A 23,612-nucleotide genomic window follows, 5' to 3' on the forward strand; every position below is an offset into this window, starting at 1 on the left:
TCCATGCGTCGTCAATAGACATCGCTCTGATCCATTGTTCACTGGAGCGGAACAAATTGCCGGATAACGTGAACCATCCCGCCATCGGAGCACGGGACCATGGGTACGAAATCGCGAGACACCAGCAAAACCGCCGAGAAGCATCGCGACATAAAGGCGCAGGCCGAACGCAAAACACGCGGTGGCAAAGAAAATCGTGCTCCCGCGCCATCCACAAAAAAGACCAAGACCGGGGACCATCAGCATCCGGAAACACCGTTTCCCGAGCGGCAGCTGACAAAACCAGGCCTGGAGCGCGATCTCGATCCGCGGCCGCAGTTCCTGGCGCCCACCTATACAGGTAGCGGCAAGTTGCGCGGCATGGCGGCGCTCATCACCGGCGGCGATTCGGGCATCGGGCGGGCGGTAGCCGTGTTGTTCGCCCGCGAAGGTGCCGACGTAGCCATCGTATATCTGTGTGAGGACGCCGATGCGGAGGAAACTCGGGATTACATTCAGGCTGAGGGCCAATGCTGCCTCCTGATTCGCGGCGACGTCAAGGAACCCAACTTCTGCAAGCAAGCTGTCGAGGCCACGGTCGAGAAGCTCGGCAAGCTGTCCATCCTGGTTAACAATGCGGCCTTTCAGCAGCACGTGGACGCCATCGAGGACCTCACCGAGGCGCACTTCGACGAAACGCTGAAGACCAATCTCTATGGCTACTTCCACATGGCCAAAGCGGCGTCACCACACTTGGGCAGCAACTGTTCGATCATCAATACCGGCTCGGAAACCGGCTTGTTCGGCAACGACAAGCTGCTGGATTATTCAATGACCAAGGGTGGTATCCATGCCTTTACCAAAGCCTTAGCAGCGAACCTGATCTCGCGCGGAATCCGCGTGAATGCAGTCGCACCCGGGCCGGTATGGACACCGCTGAACCCGGCCGACCAATCGCCTGAACAGATCCGTGACTTCGGCAAATCCAGTCCGATGGGCCGCCCTGCCCAACCGGAGGAGATCGCGCCAGCTTATGTCTTCCTGGCCTCACCCTCATGCGCCAGCTACATCTCGGGTGCGATTCTTCCCGTTATGGGTGGCCCCGCCCCATAACGACTGGCACCAAATAGCGAGGTTGCACGACTAACTGCAAAACGCGATTTCCCGAAGAGGTGAGAGCCCTACCCTGGCATGAGTTCGAATACCGACCTCCATGCCATCTTCGTAGTGCAACTGCATTGCGAACCGTGGTAGCGCGACTTGCACGGGTACGTTCAGACCCATGGGAAGGCATCGAAACCTTGCAACAGAGCTTTGGTCGGAGCGATGGACCAGCAAGCGGAATGGCATTCAGGATGATCAGCCACGCTCACGACGAACTTCCCACCCGTCGTTAACCTCGGCTCTGTAAGCATCAGTAGAACGCCTTCCAGCGGCATTTGCCGAACACAGCGACTGGAGAAACTCATGACCTCATCTGCCGAATCCACCACTCAGACACTCGCCGAAGCACACGAACATCACGACAAGGCTGCCGAACATCACAAGCAAGCGGCGCACCACCACGAGGAGGCTGCCAAGCGCCTTCGTGACCACAACACCGCTGAGGGTGCTCATCACGCCCATTTGGCTCACAGCCACGGACTGTACGCTGCGGAGCATGCCAACCAGGCGTCCAAGAGCTTCGCCAAGCGCCATGGCCTCGGCACTCTCGACCGACGGTAAACGGTACGCATCACCTGCGGCCGCAGCTATTTCGCTGTGGCCGTAGTGCTACCAGCAGCAATTGGACTTTCGCACCGCCAAGTCACGGGATGCCGTCATGCTTCAACTCAATCCACCGCTTCCTATGAATACGCCCAAGGGAGAAGGATTCGCTCATATCCTCATCGACTATGGCCCGGAATCGGACTTGTATTGGACGGTGTTGATCACCGCCAGCGGCGAGATATGGACCTTTGCCAACCGGGACGTCCGGGCCTCGAAGAATATTACCTTGGGCCGTGTCTCGCCCGGCAGCCCGCAAGACGACAGTGCGCCCATCCAGATGCGTCCACGAAACCGCGACGGCTAGATAAACCGTCGTTTCGCACAAGGTGGCGGGGCTCCGTCGTCATCAAGCGACGAGGGAGCACGACTCAATAGCATTCCACCGCGCCAAGAATCTGGGGTGGATCCTGCACCGAGCTCAGAGTGATCCGAGATTGCCCGGGTTAACCAGATGGCCGTGTATCCAGGGGTCTTTACCCATCCCGTGAACCACTCTCGCTAGCGCGGCACGCGCAGCCTCCTTGCTCCCCACACATGAAACTGGAGGAACCGGGCTTGTCGCTGCGCAGGTACACGGAAGGGTCGCGGATCCATCCGGCGGTTGTGGCGGCACTCCCTGATAGCCGAGGCCGCGTCCCCAGCGCTCTTGTCCTCGTCGGAAGATACATCGCTTGCAGGCTTGGACAGTTCCTTTGGCGCGAGATCTTCGAATTGGCGCCTTCGAATTGGCGCAAGCTCGATTGATTCGACCCACACGAAGCGGAAGGCGCGGAAAGCCGCGCCTTTCGCTTCGTTCCATTGATCCATCAACGGTCGTTCTTGTGGCTCTGCTGGCCGGACTTCATATGCTGCTCTTGGCCGCCGCCACGCACAGAACCGCCTGAGTTCTTGGAGTCCTTGGCAGCGCTGGAACTGCGGTCTTCGTTCTTGGGATTCTGCTGACCAGCCTTGATGGGCTGCTCGTGATTGCCGCCTCGTTCGTTGTTCTGGTTGGAATGCGAATGTGTCATCAGTGATCTCCGGAGAGCGCAAGGACGTTACCGACGAAGCTGCGCGAATTCACCGTCGGACGCCAAGTGTCGCGTTCCACTCATCAAGCGCGCATGCATGGGGCGTGAGAACTCCTTGGATCTTCATGAAGCGCGCTTGTCTGCGTCGTTCGTGATGACCGAAAAGCTGCACAAGTTTCACGACGAATGCATCGTGCCGCATTTACAAGTGGGCGCCCCATCAGGAGCTCCGCTCATGAAAAATGCCATCCAGCTACTCACTGACGACCACAAAAAAATCAAGTCACTGCTCGAAGAACTGGCTAACACCTCCACTCGCGCGGTCAAGAAGCGCGCACAGCTTCTGGACGAGGTAGCCACGATGCTGAAGATCCATACGACCATCGAAGAGGAAATCTTCTATCCGGCATTCAAGCAGGCTGGCAACAAGGACGACGCCAAAACGTACTTCGAGGCGATGGAAGAACATCGTGCCGCCGGCGAGCTCGTGCTCCCCGACCTCATGGGCACAAAACCCGATAGCGAGCAATTTTCCGGTCGAGCGAAAGTACTCAAAGAACTTGTCGTCCACCACGCCGACGAGGAAGAACAGGGAATGTTCAAGCGTGCCAAGTCCATCTTCGACAAAGCAGCTCTCGACGCATTAGGTGAGCGTATGCAGGCACGAAAGGCACAGATGCTCGGCGAGTAGCCGCCGCGATCACAGGGCTGGATCGATCGCTCCCTCGCCATCCAACACAGCGCTCCGGTTGTTTCTGGCCATCTGCGAAATTCGATGGCGCGAGCGCCGCAAGCGCAGTTGTTTGAATAGGAAATTAGCTTGAACATGCGCCTGGCGGTTGCAACATTCCTCGTGCTGCCGGCGTGTTCGGCAGGTGCAGCAGCCGATGACGTAGATTATCTGATGCCGCAGTTGATCGGTGCGCAGTACACCTTCATCGATCAGCGCCAAAACAGCCTGCACTCGCCCTATCAAGGGCCATTGAGCCTGCGTCCACAGGCCAACCAGGCACGCTCTCATACCTTTGGCCTTTACTTCGGTCTGCCGATCACACCTCATTGGGCGGCCTATCTGGACGTGGAAATGTTTCGCGGCGGCGGCGTCAGCCACAGCACTGGTTTGGCCGGGCTCACGAACGGCGACGTTGTTCGCGGCGGTGGCGGATCGCTGGGACGCGATGCTTATGTGGCACGGGTGTTCCTTACCTACGACGTTCCGCTAGGCGGCAAAACCATCCCCCTCAAACGAAAAATGGACCAACTGCCGGGTGAGCAAGCGGACCATCGCCTGAGCTTCAAGGCAGGTCTGTTCGCCGTGAACGACGATTTCGACCAGAGCCGCTACGCAGACTCCACACGTACCCAGTTCCTCAACTGGGCGCTATTCAACAATGCGGCGTGGGACTTTGCCGCAGATACGCGCGGCTATACCGTAGGCGGTGTCGTAACCTATGCAGCCGGACCGTGGACGTGGCGCTACGGGCTGTATCAGATGCCCTATCGCGCCAACGGGCAACGACTCGACGCCATTTCGCGCGCACGTGAAATGGACGCGCAGGCGACCTGGCAATCGAACCCGGATGGACCGGCGGTCTGGCTGCTGCTCTATCGCAACACCGCACGCATGGGCGTCTACCAGGTTGCCTTGGCGCGTGCGCTGCAAGCCGGAACCGTGCCCGACATACGCCAGGATGACCACGGTGGCCGGCACAAGTACGGCGTTGCGCTGGGTGCTGATCTGCCCCTAGCAGATCATGGCGATACCGGGCTTTTCGGCCGCCTTGGCTGGAACGACGGCAAGACCGAATCGTTTGCCTTTACCGAAGCGGATCGCAGCGTGAGTATCGGTGGACAGCTCGCCGGAGTGCGCTGGCACCGTCCGGATGATCGCATTGCCCTAGCGCTGGCGGTCAACGGATTGTCACCCGATCATCGTGCCTACCTCGCTGCAGGCGGCACGGGTTTCAACTTGGGCGACGGGCAATTGAACTATCGCACCGAACAGATCCTGGAGACCTATTACGATCTCGCTATCGCCGGCCATGCGTGGGTGACGACCGATCTGCAGCTAATACACAACCCTGGCTACAACCATGACCGGGGGCCGGCGCGCTTCGTTGGTGTTCGCGTGCACCTGGAATACTGATGCTCGTTGCTCCGACCTCACTTGAAGATGCTGGTGGATTCTGATCAATGTCCCGGAAAATCACCCCAAGACAGTTGCCAGCGAAATACGCGGCTGAACTCATCACACTGGGGCATTCGGCAGCAGGCCGCCCCAAAAACGGATTGAGACCTGTGGATGAAGTACGCATGCAAACATGAACGATATCGACTTGCAGCAAGCTGATTTCGCGAAGCAGCGACGCGCTGGCATAGTTACCATTGCCATAGCGATGCCGATTGCCCTGTTGTTGTGGTTAGTTATCGCGTACTTAATGCTACCTTTGACTGGCATGGATGGCATTGGCGAACGGATGCTCTTCACCCTGAAATGCTTTTGCCTTGTGGCTTTGTTCTGCCTAGTGACGGGAGTTGAAGCCGTAGCTCATGAACGGCTGAACTCGCCTGCATTCGATCCGCTGGCAGGATTCGAGACACGACGACTGCGAGTCAACCTATGCTATCTCCAGAACACTCTGGAATAGATCGTCGTGTTTGCTGCGGCCCTGTTCGGGCTGGCGACCTACTCGCCAGATGGAGCTGCCATGCGAGCTGTCCTGGCGACCGCCGTGGTATGGGCGCTGGCACGTTTTGCATTTTGGATCGGCTATCACCGTAGCGCCGCTATGCGTGGCTTGGGCGCACCCGGCATGGCACTCAGCATGATCGTTCTGATCTACGTCGCGAGTCGGATAGGTTTCGACGTAGGCGGCACTTTGGGGCTGCAGTTCCCATCTTGGCGTTCGTGTTGATCGAGGCGGTCTTGTTTCGGACGACGCGTCGTCTGCGAACCATCGATTCCACCTGATCGCACCTTATCGCCTTGGGGCACCTCGGATTGCAGCTCGCATTATTCGGACTCTGCCGAGCCTGCCCATCAATGTCCGTATGGCGGTTTCAAGGATATGCATTCGGACACATCAAAGGGTTGTTCACTTCAGTTTCGCGCGGGCGATGCGTGCACCTGAGGATGCTGAGTATGCCTGCCTTGGTGCTCTCCGTCAGGTGCCCGCGCCTTTCGGAATCCGATTCTCATGGTCGCAAAAGCAGCTGCATTGACAGGCAAGTCGCTCGAAACCGATGAGGGGCGAAAGTCATTTTTTGGCCGCTTAAGTGCTGGCCTGATTACCGGGGCGGCGGACGACGATCCCAGCGGTATCGCGACCTACTCGCAGGTGGGCGCCGCCTTCGGTTACAGCACACTTTGGGCAATCCTCTTGACCATGCCGCTGATGGTGGCCATCCAGGGGGTAAGCGCCGGCATCGGGCGAGTGACAGGACACGGCTTGATGGACGGCATCCGCCGCCACCATCCTAAATCCCTGGTATACGCGCTTACTACATGCATCCTGGTCGCGAACGTGATCAACCTCGCCGCCGACATTGGTGCCATGGGCGCTGCGCTGAAGCTGCTAGTGGGTGGACCGGCACTCGTCTACGCCGCTGTGTTCGGTTTGGGATCGCTGCTCCTGCAAATGTTCATTCCGTTCTCACGTTACTCGCCTTTCCTGAAAGTGCTGACGCTGAGCTTGTTCGCCTACGTCGCCACAGTGCTTGTGATCCACGTGCCGTGGGGAGAGGTACTCAAAAGCATCGTGCGACCAGCGATCACCTGGAACGCCAAATACGCGGTTGGTTTGGTGGCATTGCTTGGTACCACCATCAGTCCCTATCTGTTCTGCTGGCAAGCCTCGCAGGAGGTTGAGGAGATCCGCACTAGCAATGAGCGCGAACCTTTGAATAGAGCCCCGCATCAAGCTCCAGACGCATTGAGGCGCATCGGAGTCGACACCAGCACCGGGATGATTTTTTCCAACCTGATCGCTTTCTTCATCATCCTGACCGCGGCCGTTGTACTCCACGCGCACGGCAAAACCGATATCCAGACCTCATCCGATGCCGCGCAGGCATTGCGCCCCCTGGCAGGAAAATTGGCGTTTGCCTTGTTTGCGGCCGGCATCATCGGCACCGGCCTCTTGGCCGTGCCGGTACTCGCCGGCGCCACAGCGTACGCTGCCTCCGGGGCCTTTGCGCAACGCTCAGGGCTGCAGCACAAGCCGCAGCATGCGAAGTTCTTCTACGGGGTTCTGATCGTCGCCACCGTGATCGGATTTGGGCTGAATCTGACGCCGCTCGATCCGATCAAAGCGTTGTATTGGAGCGCGGTGATCAACGGTGTAGCCGCGGTTCCACTCATGGTCGTGATGATGTGGATGAGTTCCCGGCGCAAGGTAATGGGCGAATTCACGATTCCATGGGCCATGAAGATTTTGGGCTGGTTGGCCACCCTCGCCATGGCTACCGCTACCATCGTTATGTTCGCGACCTGGGGAAAGTGAATGAAGTTCAGTCACGTGCTCTGGACGGTTCGTTCACGTCAACTAAGCGACACATCGCTGATTCTTCCTGTCCATAATTTTCTTCGACCGGATGCGTCATGACCTCCACGAATATCCACGACATCGCAGTCTTGAATGGGCTTGTTCAAACCACGATCGACAGTGTTGACGTCTATGCTGAGGCAGCCCGAAAGGTAAATGACGCTTATCTGAGCGGCAGCTTTTCACGATGGTCGGAAGATCGCAGTCAGGTCGTCGGTGCACTGAAAGCCCATGTCAGCACCTTGGGCGGCGATGCCGAACTTGGAGGCACCACCCTTGGCTCCGCACATCGCTTGTTCGCCAAGCTTCATGAGGCGCTGGTCTCGGGTGACACCCCGATCGTTGACGAAGTCGAGTGCGGGGAAGACCGCATCAAACACAGATTCGAAGAAGCGCTGAGGGATACCGCACTCTCCGTGCCGACCCGGCGAGTCATTGAACGTGCCTACGTATCTGTCCTCGCCGGTCATGAGCAAGCCAGTGCCTTGAAGCGTTCGAGGCGTGGCTAGATCGTGGCCCGAACGCCCCTTCCCTCTCAAAGGAGACCGTCATGAACGAAGACTCCGCTTTCCCATCGAGTCGGAAGGAGCGCGGCGGGATCGGCTATGTGCTGCTGTGGTTGCTGGGGGTACCACTTCCGATATTGGTTCTCATCGCTCTGTTGCGAGGCTGCGCCTGACGCAAGGCGTGGGCTGCATGGCTTATCGACGCAGTGACGGGGAAAGATGATGAATTCGAACATCGCAAGCACCGAACCAGTGGCAGTGGTGGAGCATCCGCGTATGAGCTGGGGCGCCGTGATCGCTGGGTGGGCGATTGCAGTCGGAATGGCATCGCTGTTGTACATCGTCGGTCTGGCCGTCGGGCTTTCAGTGTTCGATCCGGAACGCGCCGCGAACAGCGCCAGGGGGATGGGAATAGGAACGGCTATCTGGATGATCCTTACCTGGGTCGTCTCGCTTTTTCTTGGCAGCATGTTTGCAAGTTGGTTCGACGGCAAGAACGACACGACGATGGGCACGATGCACGGAGTAACGGTGTGGGGTCTCGCCGTTGTGATGAGTGGCCTCTTGCTCTCGGCAGGAATCGGGCACGCCATGAATGCACCTGCGCTGTTCGGTGATCACATGGGATCAGGACAAGCCAACGAGGCAAATGTGCCAATCATTGGAATGCCGGGCTCGCCAGCGGCAAATGCCTCCGCGGACATTCAAGCCCAGTTGGAGTTGGGAGCTCGATCGGCTGACGGCGCCGCCAATGCCACCCCTCGATACGCCATGGCAATACGTACCGAGCCGGGAGCCATCGCCATGGCCACTGACGCAATAATGTCGTCGCAGCCGCAAACGGCGAAAGACATCCTCGTGGCTTATACCGCCATGACACCGCAACAGATCGATGTCACGGTCGCCAATGCGACAGCACGGGCGCAACGGTATCAAACTGAAGCGAAAGCGCTTGCTACACGGACCGCCAAATGCACGAGCGCTGCGCTTTGGGTCGTCTTTCTCAGTACATTCCTGGGCCTGCTTGCGTCAGCCCTGGGTGGCTGTTTGGGAGCAGCGCGGGTTCACCGCGTGTACCACCTTCGAACATACCGTCCCATGACCTCGACCGAGTTGAATTGATCGAATCTATATGCAGGCACGCCCGCATCGGTAGGCGTGCATCCCGTTCTGGCGTACCGACAATGAGGTGCTCCCATGGCTCTCTCCACCATCCTGATCATCGTGCTCATCCTGCTACTGCTCGGCGCACTACCTGCGTGGCCGTATAGCCGCACATGGGGCTATCGTCCCATGGGTGGGTTGGGTCTCCTGCTAATCATCTTGATCGTGCTATTGGCACTGAGGGTGATCTGATGGCCTCGATCTATGATCAGGCTAGCGCGAATACGGTGCGTCCGATCTGACCAAATGATATGGCTGTACGCGTTGCCTAACCACGATAACACGGGCTAACCACCGGCTCTGGCATCTGCCTGGTCAGTATCGACGAGCGGATCGTTTCGGACGGCTCACGAATAGTCTCGTTGCTTGCTGATTCGAACTGCCAGGGCAATCAGCAGTCCTGCAACGATCATCATCGAAACAAGCAGCGTCCAAGGCGGCCTCCCCACCAGCAGCGCGGTTCGCGCATCGAAATAACGCATCGTCAGACCGGACATGATGTGATTGAGGTTCAATGGGTACCGGCTCAGCGGAGGAAAGAGCACGGCGGCTGGATAGAGGATCATGAAGACGAACGAAACGGCCAGCGCCGCGTATTCGCTTTGGAACAACGCTGCCGACAGGAAGGCCACGGCGAAGAACACCGCGCCACTTCCGAACCACAACAGACCGAAGCAGGCCATCTGTCGCAGGGGATACGCGACGTGCGCCAGCTGCGAGCACGCGGCCAGCAGCAACACAGGTAATGCCGACAAGACTGCGACCTGGGTTAGGCCGAGTAGCGCTTGCGCCGACACCAGCCATGCGCGATTCACGGGAAGTGCCAGGGTAAATCCCGCAGTACGCTGCAGTCGCTCACGTTGCAGGCCCCCCAGCGCAAGCACCACGGCCATGATGGTGAACAAGCCGCGTGCCGTTCCCTTGTATATGAGTCGGTAGATGTAACCAATGTACGGGTCGCCGACGAACCGTTCGTCCGGGACGAACACCGCCATCAAGCTGGCGCGGCAGAACACGCCAAACACACAGATTGTCGCCAGCAACACGGCGCTGAACAGAAATCGTCCGCGGCTCTCTCGCCAAGCCTTGAACAACAGGGGCGCCATGGCGTTCATGAAAAATCCCTACGTGCCATGATGGCGCCGGCCATGCCAACGAGGCCCAGCGTCACCAGCGCGTATAGACCCAGCGCCATCCAGGGCAGTTGGGTAACGAGGGCGGCCAGCGAACCTTCTCCGTGGAAAGTCGAAAGCTGCATGCCGTGCATCGTGTCGATCAAATCAAGCGCTGGATAGCGTGCAAGCAGAGGTAAGTCAGCAAGGACCGAGTAGATCGACAACGCCGCCACTGAGGCGATTGCCGGCGAGTAGCCTCCCGGCAAGATGATCGAGAAGAAAAATGCCAGTGCGTACACGACTATGCCGCAGCCAGTCCACAACAGACTGAACTGCAAAGCGTGCGCGAAGGGATAAGCCTCACCGACAAACGGTGACAGCAGCGGAACCAGCAGTGCGGGTAGCAGTGCCAACATCGCAACCTGTGTCAATCCGATGGCTGCCCTGACGGCGGTCAGGCGCCACCGGCTTACCGGCAGCGACAGCGTGAACCCGGCCGTACCTTGTGCTCGCTCCTGCAGCACACCGCCAAGCCCCAGGACGATCACCAGCAGGATGTACAAATCCAGCGCGTTGGCCTTGTAGACCGCATTCCAGATGTATTGCGCATAGCTCAGCGGTTCGCCGGCATGGGTACGCACCTGCCGCTGTAACAACACCACGACGCCGCATAGCCACAGAAGGGCCGCGGCGCTGATGACGAAGCGGGTCCGGCTCTCTCGCCACATCTTGTACCAGAGCATCAGGAAGCTTCCCTGACGATGTCGAGAAAGACATCGCGCAGGTTCACCGACGTCACCTGCACAGTGGCATGGAGCGAGCGTGCGTGAGCCACAATACCGTCGACGTTCGAGCTGGCCAGCACCCAAGTCCGGTGGCCATCACTCCGTATCCGCTCTACGCCGGCTAGATCGAATGTCGGCACCGGACCTGGCGCGACGGATTCCACGGTGATGTTGCGGTAGTTGTTCAGCAGATCGTCGAGCAGCGCATTCAGGACCAGTTGCCCACGATCGATCATCAGCACCCGGTCGGCGATCCGCTCTACCTCGTCCAGTTGATGCGACGAAAAGAGGACGCTGGTGCCTGCATCGCGCACCACCCGCAGGGTTTGCAGTAGTTCGTCGATGGATACCGGATCAAGCCCTTCTGTTGGCTCGTCGAGGATGATGAGCTCGGGTCGGCGCGCTAACGCCAGCAGAAGTGCCAGCTTAGTACGCATGCCCTTGGAGATGGCCTTGACCTTGTGCCCAGTCGGCAACTGGTATTCCCGTAGCAGGCGCGCTTCGATCTCAGGCTGCCAATCCGCGTAGAAGGAACGGGTGAAGCGGATGAGCTCGGCGACGGTCATGTAGCCATAGAGGCCCTTGTCTTCACCCACGTAGGCGATGCGTCGACGGACTTCCAGGCTCTGCGCAGCATCGGCGATGTCGTAGCCCAGCACTCGACCTGTGCCAGCGCTGGGGCGGACCATGCCGAGCAGCATCTTGATCGTGGTGCTCTTGCCGGCGCCGTTGCGTCCGAGGAAGGCTGTGATGTGCTGAGGCTCCACCTGCAGGCTCAGATTGCGCACTGCCTCGACGCCACCGTAATGCTTGGTGAGGCCCCGAGTTTCAACGACTAGTTCGTGGGTCATGCGCGATGGACGCCCCGAGGTTGATTGCCCATGCGTCCCTTACCGCGCGACTTGAATGAGGCGGGCAGCCGGATTTCTGGCACCCATGAAACACGGTCAGCAAAATGCGCTCGCGCTGATAGGGTTTTTGGATCGCGTATACGCCAACCAACGCGATAGCCAACACCGCACTTGCCCGAGCTAGCGCCTTGAAGATGGGGTACGTCGAAAGCGCTCTCCCGAACTCGTAGGACGAGCGCTCCTTGAGCGCAAAGAACATGCACCCAAGGGCCCAAGACAAAGCCGCTCGACGGGATCCGATGTATGCGACCTCGTTAAGTGCCGCTTCGGCCCATTCCCGACGATGCTTGGGCAGCATCCGAGTCGCGAATCGGATCAATGCAGTCGGGAGCGTGTCTGCAACGTTGCGGATGGCCATCAGAGACGCCCCGGTGACAGCTGTCGCCAAGTCTTGCCCGCAGGATTCGAATGCTCGATGGCGAAGCCCACTCCTTCGGCGTTGAGGCGATACAGCTTTCTCTGCGGACGTCCCTGATGCGGGGATGGCTCCCACTTCGAATCGAGTAGGCCTCTGTCGCTCAGGCGCATGAGGATGGGATAGAGCGTCCCTGACGGAAGACCCGTCTGTTCGGATAGATCGTAGCCATGGCGCCATTGCCCCCGTTGTGACAGCAAGGCATCCAGGAGTTGCCGGGTTTGGATTGAAGGCGTTCGCGTCTGAGGCATGATGTAACTCTACATATGTAGCCAAAGAGAGGCAAGCCTTGCCTTGGCGCAGGAATGCCCAGGCCGTACGCACCCTCGCAATAACACCAGCTGCGTCCCCTGCATGATCAAGCGAGCCAAGCAATCTCTGCAGGTGGAAGGCGCGTGGCATCGTGAAAGCTGTCGTTCAATTGGCCGGTAGGACGCCCGCCCTACCCTCGATAACCACCCCTAATCGTTCCTCTCTGGCACCAAGGCCTCACCATAGGCTTTTCAATAGCCGGATAGAGCATTCGATGGCTGTCCGGAACAGTGACGAAAGACGGCGCTTCTCAACAGTCTGCTAAAAGGGATAGTCCCGATGCCCGCGCTGCACAGATACCCAATGTTCGGTGGTGAACTCTTCGATCAGTCCCATTGCGCCGAAACGCCCCAGGCCCGAGTTCTTTTCCCCACCGAACGGCATATTGGCCAGATCGACGGCGGGGGCGTCGTTGATATGGGTCATGCCTGCGTCGATGTGCTGCGCTAGGCGTTCGGCGCGCGCGAGCTCTTGCGTAACGATGGCGCTGGACAATCCGTATTCCGTATCGTTGGCGACAGCGACGGCCTCGTCTTCGTCGCGCACTTTGATGATCGGCGCGATGGGGCCGAAGATTTCATCGCGGCCCAGACTGTCCGATAGCGAGACATTGAGAAAGACATGCGGCGGCAGCACCAAGCCTTCCGCGGGGCCGCCAACGCGCATGATGGAACCATCGCTGCGCGCTTGAACGATCATCTGCAACAAGCGGCTTAGTTGGCGTTGATTGATGATCGGACCCACCGCCGTATCGGGCAGGTTCGGATTGCCGAATTTCAGCACCCTGACGCGTTCGACGAAGGCATCGACGAAACGGTCGTAGATCGCTTGATGCACGATCAGGCGATTGGCACTGACGCACAACTCGCCTTGATGAAGAAAACGCCCGAAGACAGCAATGTCGACGGCGCGCTCGAGCTCGGCGTCATCGAGCACAATCAGCGGATTGTTGCCGCCTAGTTCCAGTTGCACTTTCTTGAGCGTAGGGCCAGTAACAGCGAGACTGGCGATGCGCCGTCCAACGGGGCTCGAGCCGGTAAAGGAAATCACTTTCGAGAGCGGATGAAGTACCAGCGGATCGCCGATCAGCTGATTGCTGCCGGTAATCACGCTGAGGACGCCCGGCGGCAGCCCGGCTTCTTCAAAAATCTTTGCCAGCAGCAATCCGCCCGACACCACGGTTTCCGTGGCAGGTTTCAGCACCACCGCGTTACCCAGCGCGAGCGCCGGTGCAAGCACACGCGAACTCAAATGCATGGGCCAGTTCCATGGGCTGATGACGGTGACGACACCCACGGGCTTGCGATAGATGCGATGTTCCTTGCCAGATATGTCGCCGGGAATGATGCGGCCCCAGACATGCGTGGGCAGCGTGGCGGCTTCCATGATGATGGCGCGTACGGCTGTCCATTCGGCTTCGGCTTTGAGGCGTACGCTGCCCGATTCGCGAATAAGCCACGACACGACTTCTTCGTGCCGTGCGTCCAGAATGGCGGCTGCACGATGCAACAGCGCGCTGCGTTCGCTCGGCGAGGTGTGCGCCCACGCCTGTTGTGCACGCGCGGCCGATTTGAACGCCTCATCTACATCCTCGACGCTGGCTTGCGGCACTTCGACAAGCGTTTCACCGGTGTAAGGATCGAGGTCCTTGTAGACAGAACCGGCCGTACCTGCACGCCACACCCCGCCGATGAACAGATTCCCGAATTCGTAGGCGACCGTGCCCGTACTTTCTCGCTGATTCATGGTGAATACCCAGTCGATGGAAGACCCCCGGCGATGCACGTTGCGTCGACTCATATGGGTCGTCTATCGAATCTAGGCCGCTGTGGCAGCGGACGACTAGCAAAATCCAGCGATTTTTTGCTTCGATCGAGAACGCACCGGCGCCTACCTCTTTGGGGTAGGTACTCGATGGATGGGTGGAACTACCATCAATGCGTCGCTCCCGTTTTCATAACCCTCTGCACGCATGGCGCTCTGCCATTCAAGCTGAAGGAATCCGACGATGAAGAAGAAGACCTGGTTCGTCACTGGCGTTGGCCGAGGTTTTGGCCGTGCGCTTTGCGAAGAACTGCTCAAGCGTGGACACACGGTGGTCGGCACCGTTCGGCACGGCGCATCCGACATCGTGCACCCACAGTTTGTCGAGTTGCATGCGGATGTGTCGGATGAGCGGCAAACGCATGAGGTAGTCGCTCAAGCCGTCGCGAAGGTCAGCTCCATCGACGTGGTGGTGAACAATGCCGGTTTCGGCATGGTCGGCGCAGTGGAAGAGGTGTCCACCGTCGAAGCGCGCAAAGTATTCGAAACGAATTTCTTCGGCACATGGAACGTGATTCGTGCCGCGCTACCGCACCTTCGCGCGAACGGAAGCGGACACATCGTCAACTTTTCCTCCATCGGTGGCATTACTGGATCGATGGGGAACGGCTTGTACAACTCATCGAAGTTCGCGGTGGAAGGTTTATCGGAAGCGCTCGAGGTTGAAGTGAAACCGCTGGGCATCGGCGTGACGATTGTCGAGCCCGGTTACTTCCGCACGGATTTCCTTTCCTCATCGTCGATCCAGCAGGCAGGTACGGTGATCGACGCATATGCCAAGACCGCCGGCCTCACTCGTAGCGCCGTCGCGACGCGCAGCGGCACGCAGCCAGGAAGCCCCGAAAAGGCCGTGGCGGTGATCATCGACGCCGTGGAATCCGAAACGCCGCCGCTGCGCCTGCCATTGGGTCCAGACGCGTTTGCGCGTATCGACGGCAAGATCCATCGCCTGGAGAGGGAGATGGCGCAGTGGCGCACGGTGGCATCCGATACACAGTTCGATACATGAACCGAATAGTCATGTCCGCGCAAGCGATCATTCCCCCAACGATGAGGATCACCGGCCATGTCGGCAACATCTGATCATAAAATTTCCCGACCCCGCGGGTTGTCCGGCCTCTCCTCCGAGGCCGTCCGTGACATAAGCGCAGCCCTCGAAGGAGTGCTCGCCGACGTATTTGCCATCTACCTCAAGACCAAGAACTTTCACTGGCACTTGGCAGGTCCGCATTTTCACGACTATCACCTGATGCTGGACGACCAGAGCGATCAGCTGTTCGCCATGACCGACCCGATCGCCGAACGCGCGCGCAAACTCGGCGGAACGACACTTCGTTCAATTGGCCATATCGCTCGCATGCAACGCGTACCCGATAACGATGCGCCTTTCGTAACGGCAGACGACATGCTCGCCGAGCTGGCCCAGGACAATTCGCACCTTGCTGCCGTCTTGCGTGAAGTGCACGGGGTCTGCGACGTACATGGCGACGTCGCCACGGCCAGTCTGCTGGAGAATTGGATCGACGAGACGGAGCGTCGCGTGTGGTTTCTATATGAAACCTCGCATCCACATTCTCGCGAACGCTGATCGATCCCGCTAATCCACTGTCCTACGTCATGTTTCATAACCGGGATCTATGGATGGTTGGTCTTGTGGCAGCCACGAGACACGATCTTCCACCCTGCATATGTACACCTTCCGTCGTAGCTCACGTCGGTGACGGCGCTCATCCCCCACTGCTGCAACCGAGGCCGATCAGGTTGTAGGCAGCAAATGCCCAGGTTATCCAGTCACGCACCGCAGAGGTGCCCACCATCGACAGCTTGCGCGGCCCGCCGATGGTCTTGATGTAGCCAATGCCCTGCTCGATCAGCTTGCGGATCTTCTGGCTGATGCTGCAGTCACCAGCGCGCGCCACGGCACGCGGCACGGTGCTGTGGCCACCGGTGCTGGTATTGCGCGCGATAGACGGTGCGATCCCGCGTATCCCCAACGTCGCAGCTAATGTCTTGCGTGTCATGTTCCTGGTCAGCACCCAGGGCCGATCCTTGCCTGACGCCAGCCCGGCGAGTGGCTCCAAGATATCGTCCCGTTCACCGTTGCCACTGGCATGACGGGCGTCCAGACCGATGAACTTGCAACAGCAAAGCGCAGGATGCGCTCTGGCGAGATCGACGGACGACCGCCTCCGGCGCAGCACACCGCCAGCAAACTCACCCAGTTCGCCAAAGGTTTCGTGTTGACCGATTTCCCAGAAACAGACGACACTCCCGTGATCAGCGGTTGAAGATGGCCCGGACGGCTGAAGCCAGCCGTCGGCAAAGATCTTTGCGCACGGTCCTGGCCCGACCTGGGGAAACCTTGCACAAGAGCGGCAACGGCATTGCATAGCGCGATGCTTCTGTTCTGTGAGTTCCAGCAACGACGCATCGAGGACTGCCTGGCCGCATGAAAAGTCTTGTTCCAGCGCGTGCCTGCATTGCCGTCCGCCACCTTGCATGCTGGTGCCTGCTGATCTGCGTGGCCATCGCCGCCACCCCGCACGCCAGCGCTCGACCGGCCAGCTCCGGCGAGGTAACTGCCAAGCCGGCATTTCTGCAGTTGTCGCAGCTTCGACGCACCCTGTTCACGGTCAAGGACGGTCTACCATCAACGATCTATGCCATCACCGAGGACAAGGACGGCTATTTGTGGCTTGGCGCACCCACCGGATTGTTTCGTTTTGACGGTCTGAACGTTGAGCCGATGCTGAAAGGCCGGCTCCCCCCCGAAGCGATTACTGCGCTGTATGGCGACAGGGATGGAAATCTTTGGATCGGCGGCGTGCACGGGGCGGTAACGCGTGTCCATAACGGCATCGCCGAACCCATGAACCGCGGCCTGAGCGAAGCCACCATCATGTCGTTCAAGCAGATGGCCGACGGCACGCTCTGGGTAGTGACATCGGGCAGGGTCTACCGGCTCGACGACGGCGCCTGGCGTCCTGCCGGCCCGTCCGAGGGCATCGATGCGAAATTCATGTGGGTCACAGGTACGGGTGTGGATGGGTCCTATTGGATCTTTACCCCAGGCGCCGCGTATCGCCTCCGTCCAGGCACCCGGCGTTTCGAGCGCGACACCGTGGACAAAGGCATTGCAGCCATGGCCAACCTGCCTGCTGGCACCGTCTATCCGAGTGCTGGCGTGACGGCCGATCTCATCGTCGATCAGGCCGGTGCATTGTGGGTACCCACCAACGGCAAGCTAACGCGGCTGCACGCGGACAATCCGTCCGGCCAGCAACAACTTGTCACGGAGAACGTCGAGGCCTCCGACAATCACTCCGACATCCAGGTCACGGCCGACTTCAGCGACAGCCAGGGCAACGTGTGGATTGCCACGACCAATGGACTGGAACAATTTCGTGCCACCCGTTTTGTGCCGCTGGTACTGCCCCTGCCCGTCCTGTGGCCGGCGATGACTGAAGACAGCGATCATGGGGTATGGATTGTCAGCAACTCGGACACACCACCGCTCCGCATCGGCGAGACAGTCACGACGCATCCGGAGCTTGGCGGCTCCGCACCTTGCGTGGCAAGCAGCCCGGATGGCAGCGTCTGGTTCAGTGGTGACAAGGGTATCCAGCACTACATCCATGGCCAGGTGAGCGAGATCCCTGCCCCCCCGGTACCGGGACCACAGGCGCTGCCAGCAAACCTGAAGCAATACTGCGTGGACATGCAGTTGGCGGGCGACGGTTCGCTGTGGGTCTCGATGCGATTCAGCGGCGTCGTCCGCTGGGACGGCCACGCCTGGAACGCCATCGAGCCCCGCATGGCCACGAGCATCCAGCTCGAAGGCACGCGGGCATGGCTTGCCTTCTCCTCAGGCAAGTTGAAATCGGTCGAGCAGGGAAAGACAACTGCCTACTCGGCGCAAAACGGGCTCGATCTGGGCGGGCTCAACAAACTGCGTCAAGGTATCTCCGGCCTCTGGATCGCGGGTGATGGCGGTATCTCGGTCAAAACCGGTGCGCATTTTCACCGGCTTGTTGGCACGCATGGCGAGCGCTTTGAAAACGCGTACGACGTCATCCAACTGCCCGACGGCGACGTCTGGATAGCGTCTCCCCGTGGGCTGTACCGCGTAACCGGCACGGAGATCCGGTTGGCCCTGGCTGCAGCGGATCATGCGGTCGCATACACCTTGTTCGATCCAGCCGATGGCGTGGAAAACCCCAGGCGCCTGCTGGCTTCCGACAATGGTCGCCTGTGGGTTTCAACGCTGCAGGGCTTGGTCTCGATCGATGCACTGCATATGCCATCCATCCCTGCAGCGGCACGCGTATCGATCAAATCAATCAACGATCATGACGTGCGTTTTTCCGGAGCGTCTGTTCCCGCGCTGGAGAAAGGCACCCGAAGCATCACCATCGCTTACACGGCACCCACGCTCTCGACGCCCTCCGAGTCGCATTTTCGCTACCTCCTCAAAGGTATCGACGACGACTGGCAGGTGGCCAGCGATCGACGCGAAGCCCACTACGCCAATCTGGGAACTGGCCACTACTTGTTTCAGGTCGAAGCATCCGACGCCGATGGGGCGTGGACCGGTCAGCCCACCGACCTCGCTTTTCAGATCCTGCCCGAGTTCTACCAGACCTGGTGGTTCAAGGTGCTGTGCCTCGCAATCGCGCTCGCAGGGCTGGGATTGTTGTACCTGATGCATGTAAGGCACATCTATGCGCAGCTCAACGCGCGGACACGTGAACGCGAACGCATGGCCCGGGACTTCCACGACACCATCCTGCAGAACTTTCAAAGCCTGCTGCTGCACGTGGAGGTCGCCGCGCGGAGCGTGACCGAGGACGCCGTCAAGCGAAAACTGGCCAAGGCGCTTTCCGTCACCGAGAACGCGCTGAACGAAGGCCGCGACAAGATCGGAGAACTGCGTTCGTTGACCGAGCCGCTGGAAGACTTGCCCACCGACATTGCTCGCCAGGCAAATCGTCTGAGCGAAATGTATCCCACCGCATTTTCAATGCATGTGGAGGGCAAGCCGCGGCCACTGAACGCAGCGGCGGCCGGCGATGTCCATGCGATCGTCGGCGAGCTGGTCACCAACGCCTTCCGTCACTCGGAGGCAAGCGCCCTGCATGTCGAACTGCATTACGGTCGACGCGAGTTGAACATCACGGTCATTGACGACGGTCGGGGTGCGGACCTTCCAGCCCTGATGCATGGGAAATCGGGGCACTGGGGTTTGCAAGGCATACGTGAAAGGGCGCGCCGGATCGGTGGCCGATTTACCATCGGTACGGCGCCATCCGGAAAAGGAACCCGCGCAACCCTGAGGATTTCTGCACGTTTCGTCTATGCAGGCAGGCACTGGTTTCGCTAGCGACCGCAGTTCACCAGCGGCCGTTTCGCACTCGATGCCGGGATCCTTCAGTCGCTGACAACCCAAGACTTCGAAAGCCGCGACTACCTCTTTGGAAGGAGGCGGCGACGCCCTGCTGCGCCTAGTCTTGCATGGTGGCGAGGCCTTCGGGAATGAACGCCTCCGCCTGGCCAGACCTATCGAATCTGCCGGGAGAGATGCACATGACTCACCCAGGTTTCGGCTCCGCGATCGAATTCGGCAGCCCTTTCACCTTCGAGAAGACGGTCGAGCGACCGTACGAAGCGATCTCGAACGCAGGCATGAAGCTGTTCGCAACCATCGATCAGGCCGCGAACGCGCGCGATGCGGGGCTGAGCATGCCCTCCACGGTCGTCCTCATCTATGGAAAGGCAGAGGGCAGAACGCCCATCACGCTGATCTCGCCGCGCAGTGCCCTGGATCTGCCCTTGCACGTTCTGGTCAGGGAAGACGCCGACCATCGAACCATCGTCGGTTTCCGTCCCATCGTGCCGACACCGGAAACATCGGACGTACCCGCAGCGCTCGCCGGTCGACTGGAGCCGGCGCAGAAGCTTCTCGTGAAGGCGATCGAGTCGTGACCTCCATGGCATCGCTCCGGAAATTCGTCATCGCATGGACGCCGGCACGCCGTGAAACCCGTCCGACCGGTGACAGGCGATGAACGCTACGGCACTCGAACTGCGATCGAGGATCGCGTCCGGCGGCCAGCTCGAGCTATGGCTTGAAGAGATGACCATGCCCGTACCTGCCGAGCCGACCGCGGCATTTGCCAGCCGATACAGCACGGAACGGTCATTGGCCGAAGCACCGGACCCGAACGTGATCCGCACTTACCGCCCGAATACGCCAGGTGAAAGTACTTGCTGATGCAGTCAAAAACACCGCCTGAGTCGTCGACGGACCACGAGTCCATACCCGACTTCGGGCAATGCCACGGATAAATCGAGGAACCAAGGTGAAAACCGCCCCTATCGAAAGCATCAATGTGAAGCGGCGCAACGTGCTGTCTTCATTCTTGTTCGGCTCGATCGCCCTGGCCACCGCACAAATCGCAGATGCGATGGACCGCTCCGGTTTTTCCGCAAAACGGCTCCGTGCCTCGAACTCCACCCAGGAAAATTCACCCATGACCCTTACCTATAAAACTCAGAAAGTAGGCAACGTCGACGTCTTCTATCGCGAAGCCGGCCGACCGGGCTCACCCGTATTGCTTCTGCTGCACGGCTATCCCACTGCCGGCCACATGTTCCGCGACCTGATTCCCCTGCTCGCGGATGACTACCACGTGATCGCACCCGATCTGCCGGGATTCGGCAACACAAAAGCACCTCCTCGCGGGCAGTTCGACTACACCTTTGACCACCTAGCGCAGGTGGTGACGCACTTCACCGAGGCGCTGAATCTGGCGAAATATGCGCTCTACGTTTTCGACTACGGCGCACCAACCGGTTTCCGTGTTGCGGCGGCGCATCCGGAACGCGTGACTGCAATCATCAGCCAGAATGGCAATGCCTACGAAGAAGGTTTGAGCGACGTGTGGGGCCCGTATCAGGCCTACTGGCGCTCCCCGTCGGAACAAACGCGCGAAGCTTGCCGCGATGCGCTTTCGCCGGAAGCGATACGCATGCAGTACCTGCATGGCGCCGACCCTCTCAAGGTATCGCCGGACGGCTATACCCTGGATACCGCGTATATCAGCCGCCCCGGCATGGATGACATCCAGCTGGATCTGATACTCGACTACCGCACCAACGTGGCCCTGTATCCGACGTGGCAGGCATATTTCCGCAAGCACCAGCCTCCACTGCTGGCTGTATGGGGCGACCAGGATCCGTTCTTCCTGCCTGCGGGTGCGAAAGCCTACAAGAGGGATATTCCGGACGCGGAAGTGCACCTGTTGAACACCGGGCACTTCGCACTGGAAACGAACGCAAACGAGACTGCCGGCCTGATTCGCAATTTCATGAATCGCAAGGTGCGCAGCGTGTCGTAAAACTGATCCGAACATGGGTTGTCGTTGTGAACAGCCGCTCATGAGTGTTCGAGCCAGGCGGTGCGGACCGTGGGCTGCTGGACCGGGTTGGCGATGGGAATTGCCGGCTGATCTTCACTCTTGTTGGCGATCAACTACGGACTTCTTCGCCCAATGGTTGAAGCGGCGCCATCCGCGAATTTGTTCCCCGCAAAGCCATACGTCGCTCGCGCAAGCCCTGTCCCAGGTTTGGAGAAACGATCGTGCGGAACAGCCACTCGAACCATCGCTCGTCAGCGATGCCTGCAGCTCGCGAAAGACATGATCGCGATACCGATCGGTCCGCCCACGCGCCTGGTGGTGGTGGCAACACCGACATACTTCGCGACGCGTAGCCCTGTCCGGACCCCGCATGACCTCATGGCGCACGACTGCATCAATATCCGCTTCCTCACCCATGGCGGCCTGTACACATGAGAGTTTGAGAAGAACGGTCACCCGCTCAATGTGCGTGTGGAAGGCCGCCTGACCTTCAACAGCATCGAGCGTATCCACGTCGCAGTTCTTCGGGGCTTCGGCGCCGCGTACCTTCCAGAAGACATGGTCAGCGAGCACATTTTAGGCGGCCGACTGCAACAAGTACTCGACGACTGGTGCCCGCGTTTTCCCGGCTACCATCTGTACTACCCGAGCAGGCGCCAACCCTCTCCCGCCTTTGCATTGCTGGTCGAGGCGCTTCGCTACAGAAAATGAAGCAACGGATGGCGATGGAAGTCCGCCGCCCGGCCCGGAAGCAATTCCCGGCCCCGATAGCTTGGCCTAAGCACCCACAGGCACAGATCCGCTGGCGGCTATTCACGGCTGCCAAGGGAAAGGATGGCTGGCGACGCGGTTCCACGCGCCGCCAGCCACCGGACAGGCGAAGACTGTTCGGACTCGGCAAAAGCGCGCATCTCCCGACCGGGCATCTAGCGCGCCTTGGAGGCATGCACCTCCGCGATATATCCGCCCGGGAACTGCACGATCGCCGAACTGCGATCGCTGCCGTCGTAACGAGGCACCAGCACCTTCGCCCCGTTCGACATGGCCTTGGCCAGCGTGGCGTCGAGATCCTTGACCTCATAGCCGGTGATCTCGTGACCGAACGGGTACGGCAGATGACCATCCGTCACGTTGACTTGCATCTTGCCGAAACCGGAGTCGATGCGGATGCGCCGGTAGGTTTCGCCAGGCTTGCCGATCTCGCCCGCATCGGCCTTGCGATCGTCGGAAACCACCTTCCCGTGCGAGAAGCGCAGCCAGTCGCGCACGAACGTGTCCGCGGTATCGCGCGATACATAGATGCGGTTGTCCGGCACCGTCTCCATGGACGCATAGGAGGGCGCCTTGAAGTGCCAATACAGTTGCATCTTCACGCCGCCGGGCCACTGGATCACCGTGTCGAGACCGATCGCGTCCTTGAACTTATCGACGATCACCTCGGCACCTGCCGCACGCGCCTCCTTGATGGCCTGATCCATGTCGGTCACCAGGTAGCCGGTGCGCTCCTGCCCGAACGGATACGGGATCGGAGTCAGGAAGGCGAACGTCGACAGCATGCCCACGGGCGTCCAGACATATTGTCCTTCGGTGCTGCTGGGCACCGGCAATACATTGAAGGTGCCGCGCGCGGACGGCTTGCCGCCAAACGTGCCGGTGAAACTGTTCACGAAAGCGTCGAAATCGCCGGGGGCGATATAGACATGGGTGGAATCGTATTGCGGGCCGACGGCGACGCTTGAAGCGCTGCTTGCCGCTTCCTTCGCCAAGCCGGTCGAAAGGGGTGCTGCCGACAACAGCGCGACCGAGGCGATGGCGATCGCCATACGGGTGATCTTGGTGCATGACTGGATGTGCATGAA

Annotated in this window: 27 protein-coding genes and 1 pseudogene; 19 read left to right on the plus strand and 9 right to left on the minus strand. The window is 59.7% G+C overall.

The genetic code is table 11. From position 1 onward, the window contains the following. The first annotated feature begins 99 nt into the window (after positions 1-99). From ISP25_RS22180 to ISP25_RS22190, 3 genes are all read left to right on the plus strand, one after another. The gene (locus ISP25_RS22180; protein WP_404611780.1) at positions 100-1,092 is read left to right on the plus strand and encodes an SDR family oxidoreductase; all 993 of its coding nucleotides are present in this window, start codon (positions 100-102) and stop codon (positions 1,090-1,092) included. Between the two features lie 354 nt (positions 1,093-1,446). Continuing rightward, on the plus strand, positions 1,447-1,704 hold the full coding sequence (locus ISP25_RS22185) for a hypothetical protein (protein ID WP_404611782.1): 258 nt from the start codon (positions 1,447-1,449) through the stop codon (positions 1,702-1,704). A 97-nt stretch (positions 1,705-1,801) separates the two neighbouring features. Next, a complete protein-coding gene (locus ISP25_RS22190; protein WP_404611784.1) occupies positions 1,802-2,053 on the plus strand; it encodes a hypothetical protein in 252 nt (83 codons plus the stop codon). Between the two features lie 502 nt (positions 2,054-2,555). Here the strand turns inward: ISP25_RS22190 and ISP25_RS22195 are convergent. Continuing rightward, complete coding sequence (locus ISP25_RS22195) at positions 2,556-2,759, minus strand: hypothetical protein (protein ID WP_192160416.1); 204 nt, start codon at positions 2,757-2,759, stop codon at positions 2,556-2,558. 97 nt (positions 2,760-2,856) lie between these two features. Between ISP25_RS22195 and ISP25_RS22200 the strand changes: the two genes are divergently transcribed. The 8 genes from ISP25_RS22200 (at position 2,857) to ISP25_RS22235 (ending at position 9,165) form a co-directional block, all read left to right on the plus strand. Further along, positions 2,857-3,450: a hemerythrin domain-containing protein gene (locus ISP25_RS22200; RefSeq protein ID WP_404611786.1), complete on the plus strand. Its 594-nt coding sequence runs from the start codon at positions 2,857-2,859 to the stop codon at positions 3,448-3,450. 135 nt (positions 3,451-3,585) lie between these two features. Continuing rightward, positions 3,586-4,905, plus strand: a complete 1,320-nt coding sequence (locus tag ISP25_RS22205) for a carbohydrate porin (protein ID WP_404612074.1) — start codon at positions 3,586-3,588, stop codon at positions 4,903-4,905. Between the two features lie 175 nt (positions 4,906-5,080). After that, on the plus strand, positions 5,081-5,407 hold the full coding sequence (locus tag ISP25_RS22210; protein WP_404611788.1) for a hypothetical protein: 327 nt from the start codon (positions 5,081-5,083) through the stop codon (positions 5,405-5,407). Between the two features lie 549 nt (positions 5,408-5,956). Further along, a complete protein-coding gene (locus ISP25_RS22215) occupies positions 5,957-7,261 on the plus strand; it encodes an NRAMP family divalent metal transporter (RefSeq protein ID WP_404611790.1) in 1,305 nt (434 codons plus the stop codon). A gap of 98 nt (positions 7,262-7,359) precedes the next feature. Beyond that, a complete protein-coding gene (locus tag ISP25_RS22220) occupies positions 7,360-7,812 on the plus strand; it encodes a PA2169 family four-helix-bundle protein (RefSeq protein WP_404611792.1) in 453 nt (150 codons plus the stop codon). A gap of 41 nt (positions 7,813-7,853) precedes the next feature. Continuing rightward, positions 7,854-7,982: a hypothetical protein gene (locus ISP25_RS22225; protein ID WP_404611794.1), complete on the plus strand. Its 129-nt coding sequence runs from the start codon at positions 7,854-7,856 to the stop codon at positions 7,980-7,982. Between the two features lie 49 nt (positions 7,983-8,031). Then, positions 8,032-8,931, plus strand: a complete 900-nt coding sequence (locus ISP25_RS22230; protein WP_404611796.1) for a hypothetical protein — start codon at positions 8,032-8,034, stop codon at positions 8,929-8,931. A 75-nt stretch (positions 8,932-9,006) separates the two neighbouring features. Next, positions 9,007-9,165, plus strand: a complete 159-nt coding sequence (locus ISP25_RS22235; protein ID WP_192160408.1) for a DUF3309 family protein — start codon at positions 9,007-9,009, stop codon at positions 9,163-9,165. Positions 9,166-9,320: 155 nt separating this feature from the next. On the opposite strand, the gene ISP25_RS22240 is transcribed toward ISP25_RS22235, so the two are convergent. From ISP25_RS22240 to ISP25_RS22260, 5 genes are all read right to left on the minus strand, one after another. Continuing rightward, positions 9,321-10,088, minus strand: a complete 768-nt coding sequence (locus ISP25_RS22240) for a hypothetical protein (RefSeq protein WP_404611798.1) — start codon at positions 10,086-10,088, stop codon at positions 9,321-9,323. Continuing rightward, entirely contained in the window at positions 10,085-10,831 is a 747-nt protein-coding gene (locus ISP25_RS22245; RefSeq protein ID WP_404611800.1) for a hypothetical protein, read from the minus strand. The genes ISP25_RS22240 and ISP25_RS22245 overlap by 4 nt, the downstream gene beginning before the upstream one ends. After that, on the minus strand, positions 10,831-11,724 hold the full coding sequence (locus ISP25_RS22250; RefSeq protein ID WP_404611802.1) for an ABC transporter ATP-binding protein: 894 nt from the start codon (positions 11,722-11,724) through the stop codon (positions 10,831-10,833). Before ISP25_RS22250 ends, ISP25_RS22245 begins: the two co-directional genes overlap by 1 nt. A gap of 417 nt (positions 11,725-12,141) precedes the next feature. Beyond that, positions 12,142-12,450: a PadR family transcriptional regulator gene (locus ISP25_RS22255; protein ID WP_404611804.1), complete on the minus strand. Its 309-nt coding sequence runs from the start codon at positions 12,448-12,450 to the stop codon at positions 12,142-12,144. 322 nt (positions 12,451-12,772) lie between these two features. Beyond that, positions 12,773-14,311 (minus strand): aldehyde dehydrogenase family protein, encoded by a 1,539-nt coding sequence (locus tag ISP25_RS22260; protein ID WP_404611806.1) that lies wholly within the window; start codon positions 14,309-14,311, stop codon positions 12,773-12,775. Between the two features lie 208 nt (positions 14,312-14,519). On the opposite strand from ISP25_RS22260, the gene ISP25_RS22265 reads away from it, so the two are divergent. Continuing rightward, positions 14,520-15,344 (plus strand): SDR family NAD(P)-dependent oxidoreductase, encoded by an 825-nt coding sequence (locus ISP25_RS22265; protein WP_404611808.1) that lies wholly within the window; start codon positions 14,520-14,522, stop codon positions 15,342-15,344. Positions 15,345-15,401: 57 nt separating this feature from the next. Next, a complete protein-coding gene (locus tag ISP25_RS22270; protein ID WP_404611810.1) occupies positions 15,402-15,923 on the plus strand; it encodes a Dps family protein in 522 nt (173 codons plus the stop codon). Between the two features lie 139 nt (positions 15,924-16,062). On the opposite strand, the gene ISP25_RS22275 is transcribed toward ISP25_RS22270, so the two are convergent. Continuing rightward, positions 16,063-16,356 (minus strand): hypothetical protein, encoded by a 294-nt coding sequence (locus tag ISP25_RS22275; RefSeq protein WP_404611812.1) that lies wholly within the window; start codon positions 16,354-16,356, stop codon positions 16,063-16,065. A gap of 90 nt (positions 16,357-16,446) precedes the next feature. Between ISP25_RS22275 and ISP25_RS22280 the strand changes: the two genes are divergently transcribed. The 3 genes from ISP25_RS22280 (at position 16,447) to ISP25_RS22290 (ending at position 20,317) form a co-directional block, all read left to right on the plus strand. Further along, entirely contained in the window at positions 16,447-16,623 is a 177-nt protein-coding gene (locus ISP25_RS22280) for a hypothetical protein (protein WP_404611814.1), read from the plus strand. 161 nt (positions 16,624-16,784) lie between these two features. Further along, positions 16,785-19,715 (plus strand): sensor histidine kinase, encoded by a 2,931-nt coding sequence (locus tag ISP25_RS22285; protein WP_404611816.1) that lies wholly within the window; start codon positions 16,785-16,787, stop codon positions 19,713-19,715. A 152-nt stretch (positions 19,716-19,867) separates the two neighbouring features. After that, positions 19,868-20,317, plus strand: coding sequence for a DUF302 domain-containing protein (locus ISP25_RS22290; RefSeq protein ID WP_404611818.1), 450 nt, complete (start codon positions 19,868-19,870; stop codon positions 20,315-20,317). 214 nt (positions 20,318-20,531) lie between these two features. Here the strand turns inward: ISP25_RS22290 and ISP25_RS22295 are convergent, their stop codons facing one another. After that, complete coding sequence (locus tag ISP25_RS22295; RefSeq protein ID WP_404612094.1) at positions 20,532-20,867, minus strand: hypothetical protein; 336 nt, start codon at positions 20,865-20,867, stop codon at positions 20,532-20,534. Here ISP25_RS22295 and ISP25_RS22300 point away from each other — a divergent pair. The 3 genes and pseudogenes from ISP25_RS22300 to ISP25_RS22310 all read left to right on the plus strand — a co-directional run. Next, positions 20,800-21,732, plus strand: coding sequence for an alpha/beta fold hydrolase (locus tag ISP25_RS22300; protein WP_404612076.1), 933 nt, complete (start codon positions 20,800-20,802; stop codon positions 21,730-21,732). The genes ISP25_RS22295 and ISP25_RS22300 overlap by 68 nt on opposite strands. 300 nt (positions 21,733-22,032) lie before the next feature. Continuing rightward, positions 22,033-22,188 carry a type 2 periplasmic-binding domain-containing protein gene (locus ISP25_RS22305; RefSeq protein ID WP_404611820.1) on the plus strand — a complete coding sequence of 52 codons (156 nt, stop codon included), beginning with the start codon at positions 22,033-22,035 and terminating at the stop codon, positions 22,186-22,188. A gap of 15 nt (positions 22,189-22,203) precedes the next feature. Further along, positions 22,204-22,464, plus strand: a pseudogene (locus ISP25_RS22310) (LysR substrate-binding domain-containing protein); the annotation flags it as partial. Positions 22,465-22,679: 215 nt separating this feature from the next. On the opposite strand, the gene ISP25_RS22315 reads toward ISP25_RS22310, so the two are convergent. Next, the gene (locus ISP25_RS22315) at positions 22,680-23,609 is read right to left on the minus strand and encodes a glyoxalase (RefSeq protein WP_450088472.1); all 930 of its coding nucleotides are present in this window, start codon (positions 23,607-23,609) and stop codon (positions 22,680-22,682) included. Between the last annotated feature and the right edge of the window lie 3 nt (positions 23,610-23,612).

Source organism: Rhodanobacter hydrolyticus, assembly GCF_044904645.1.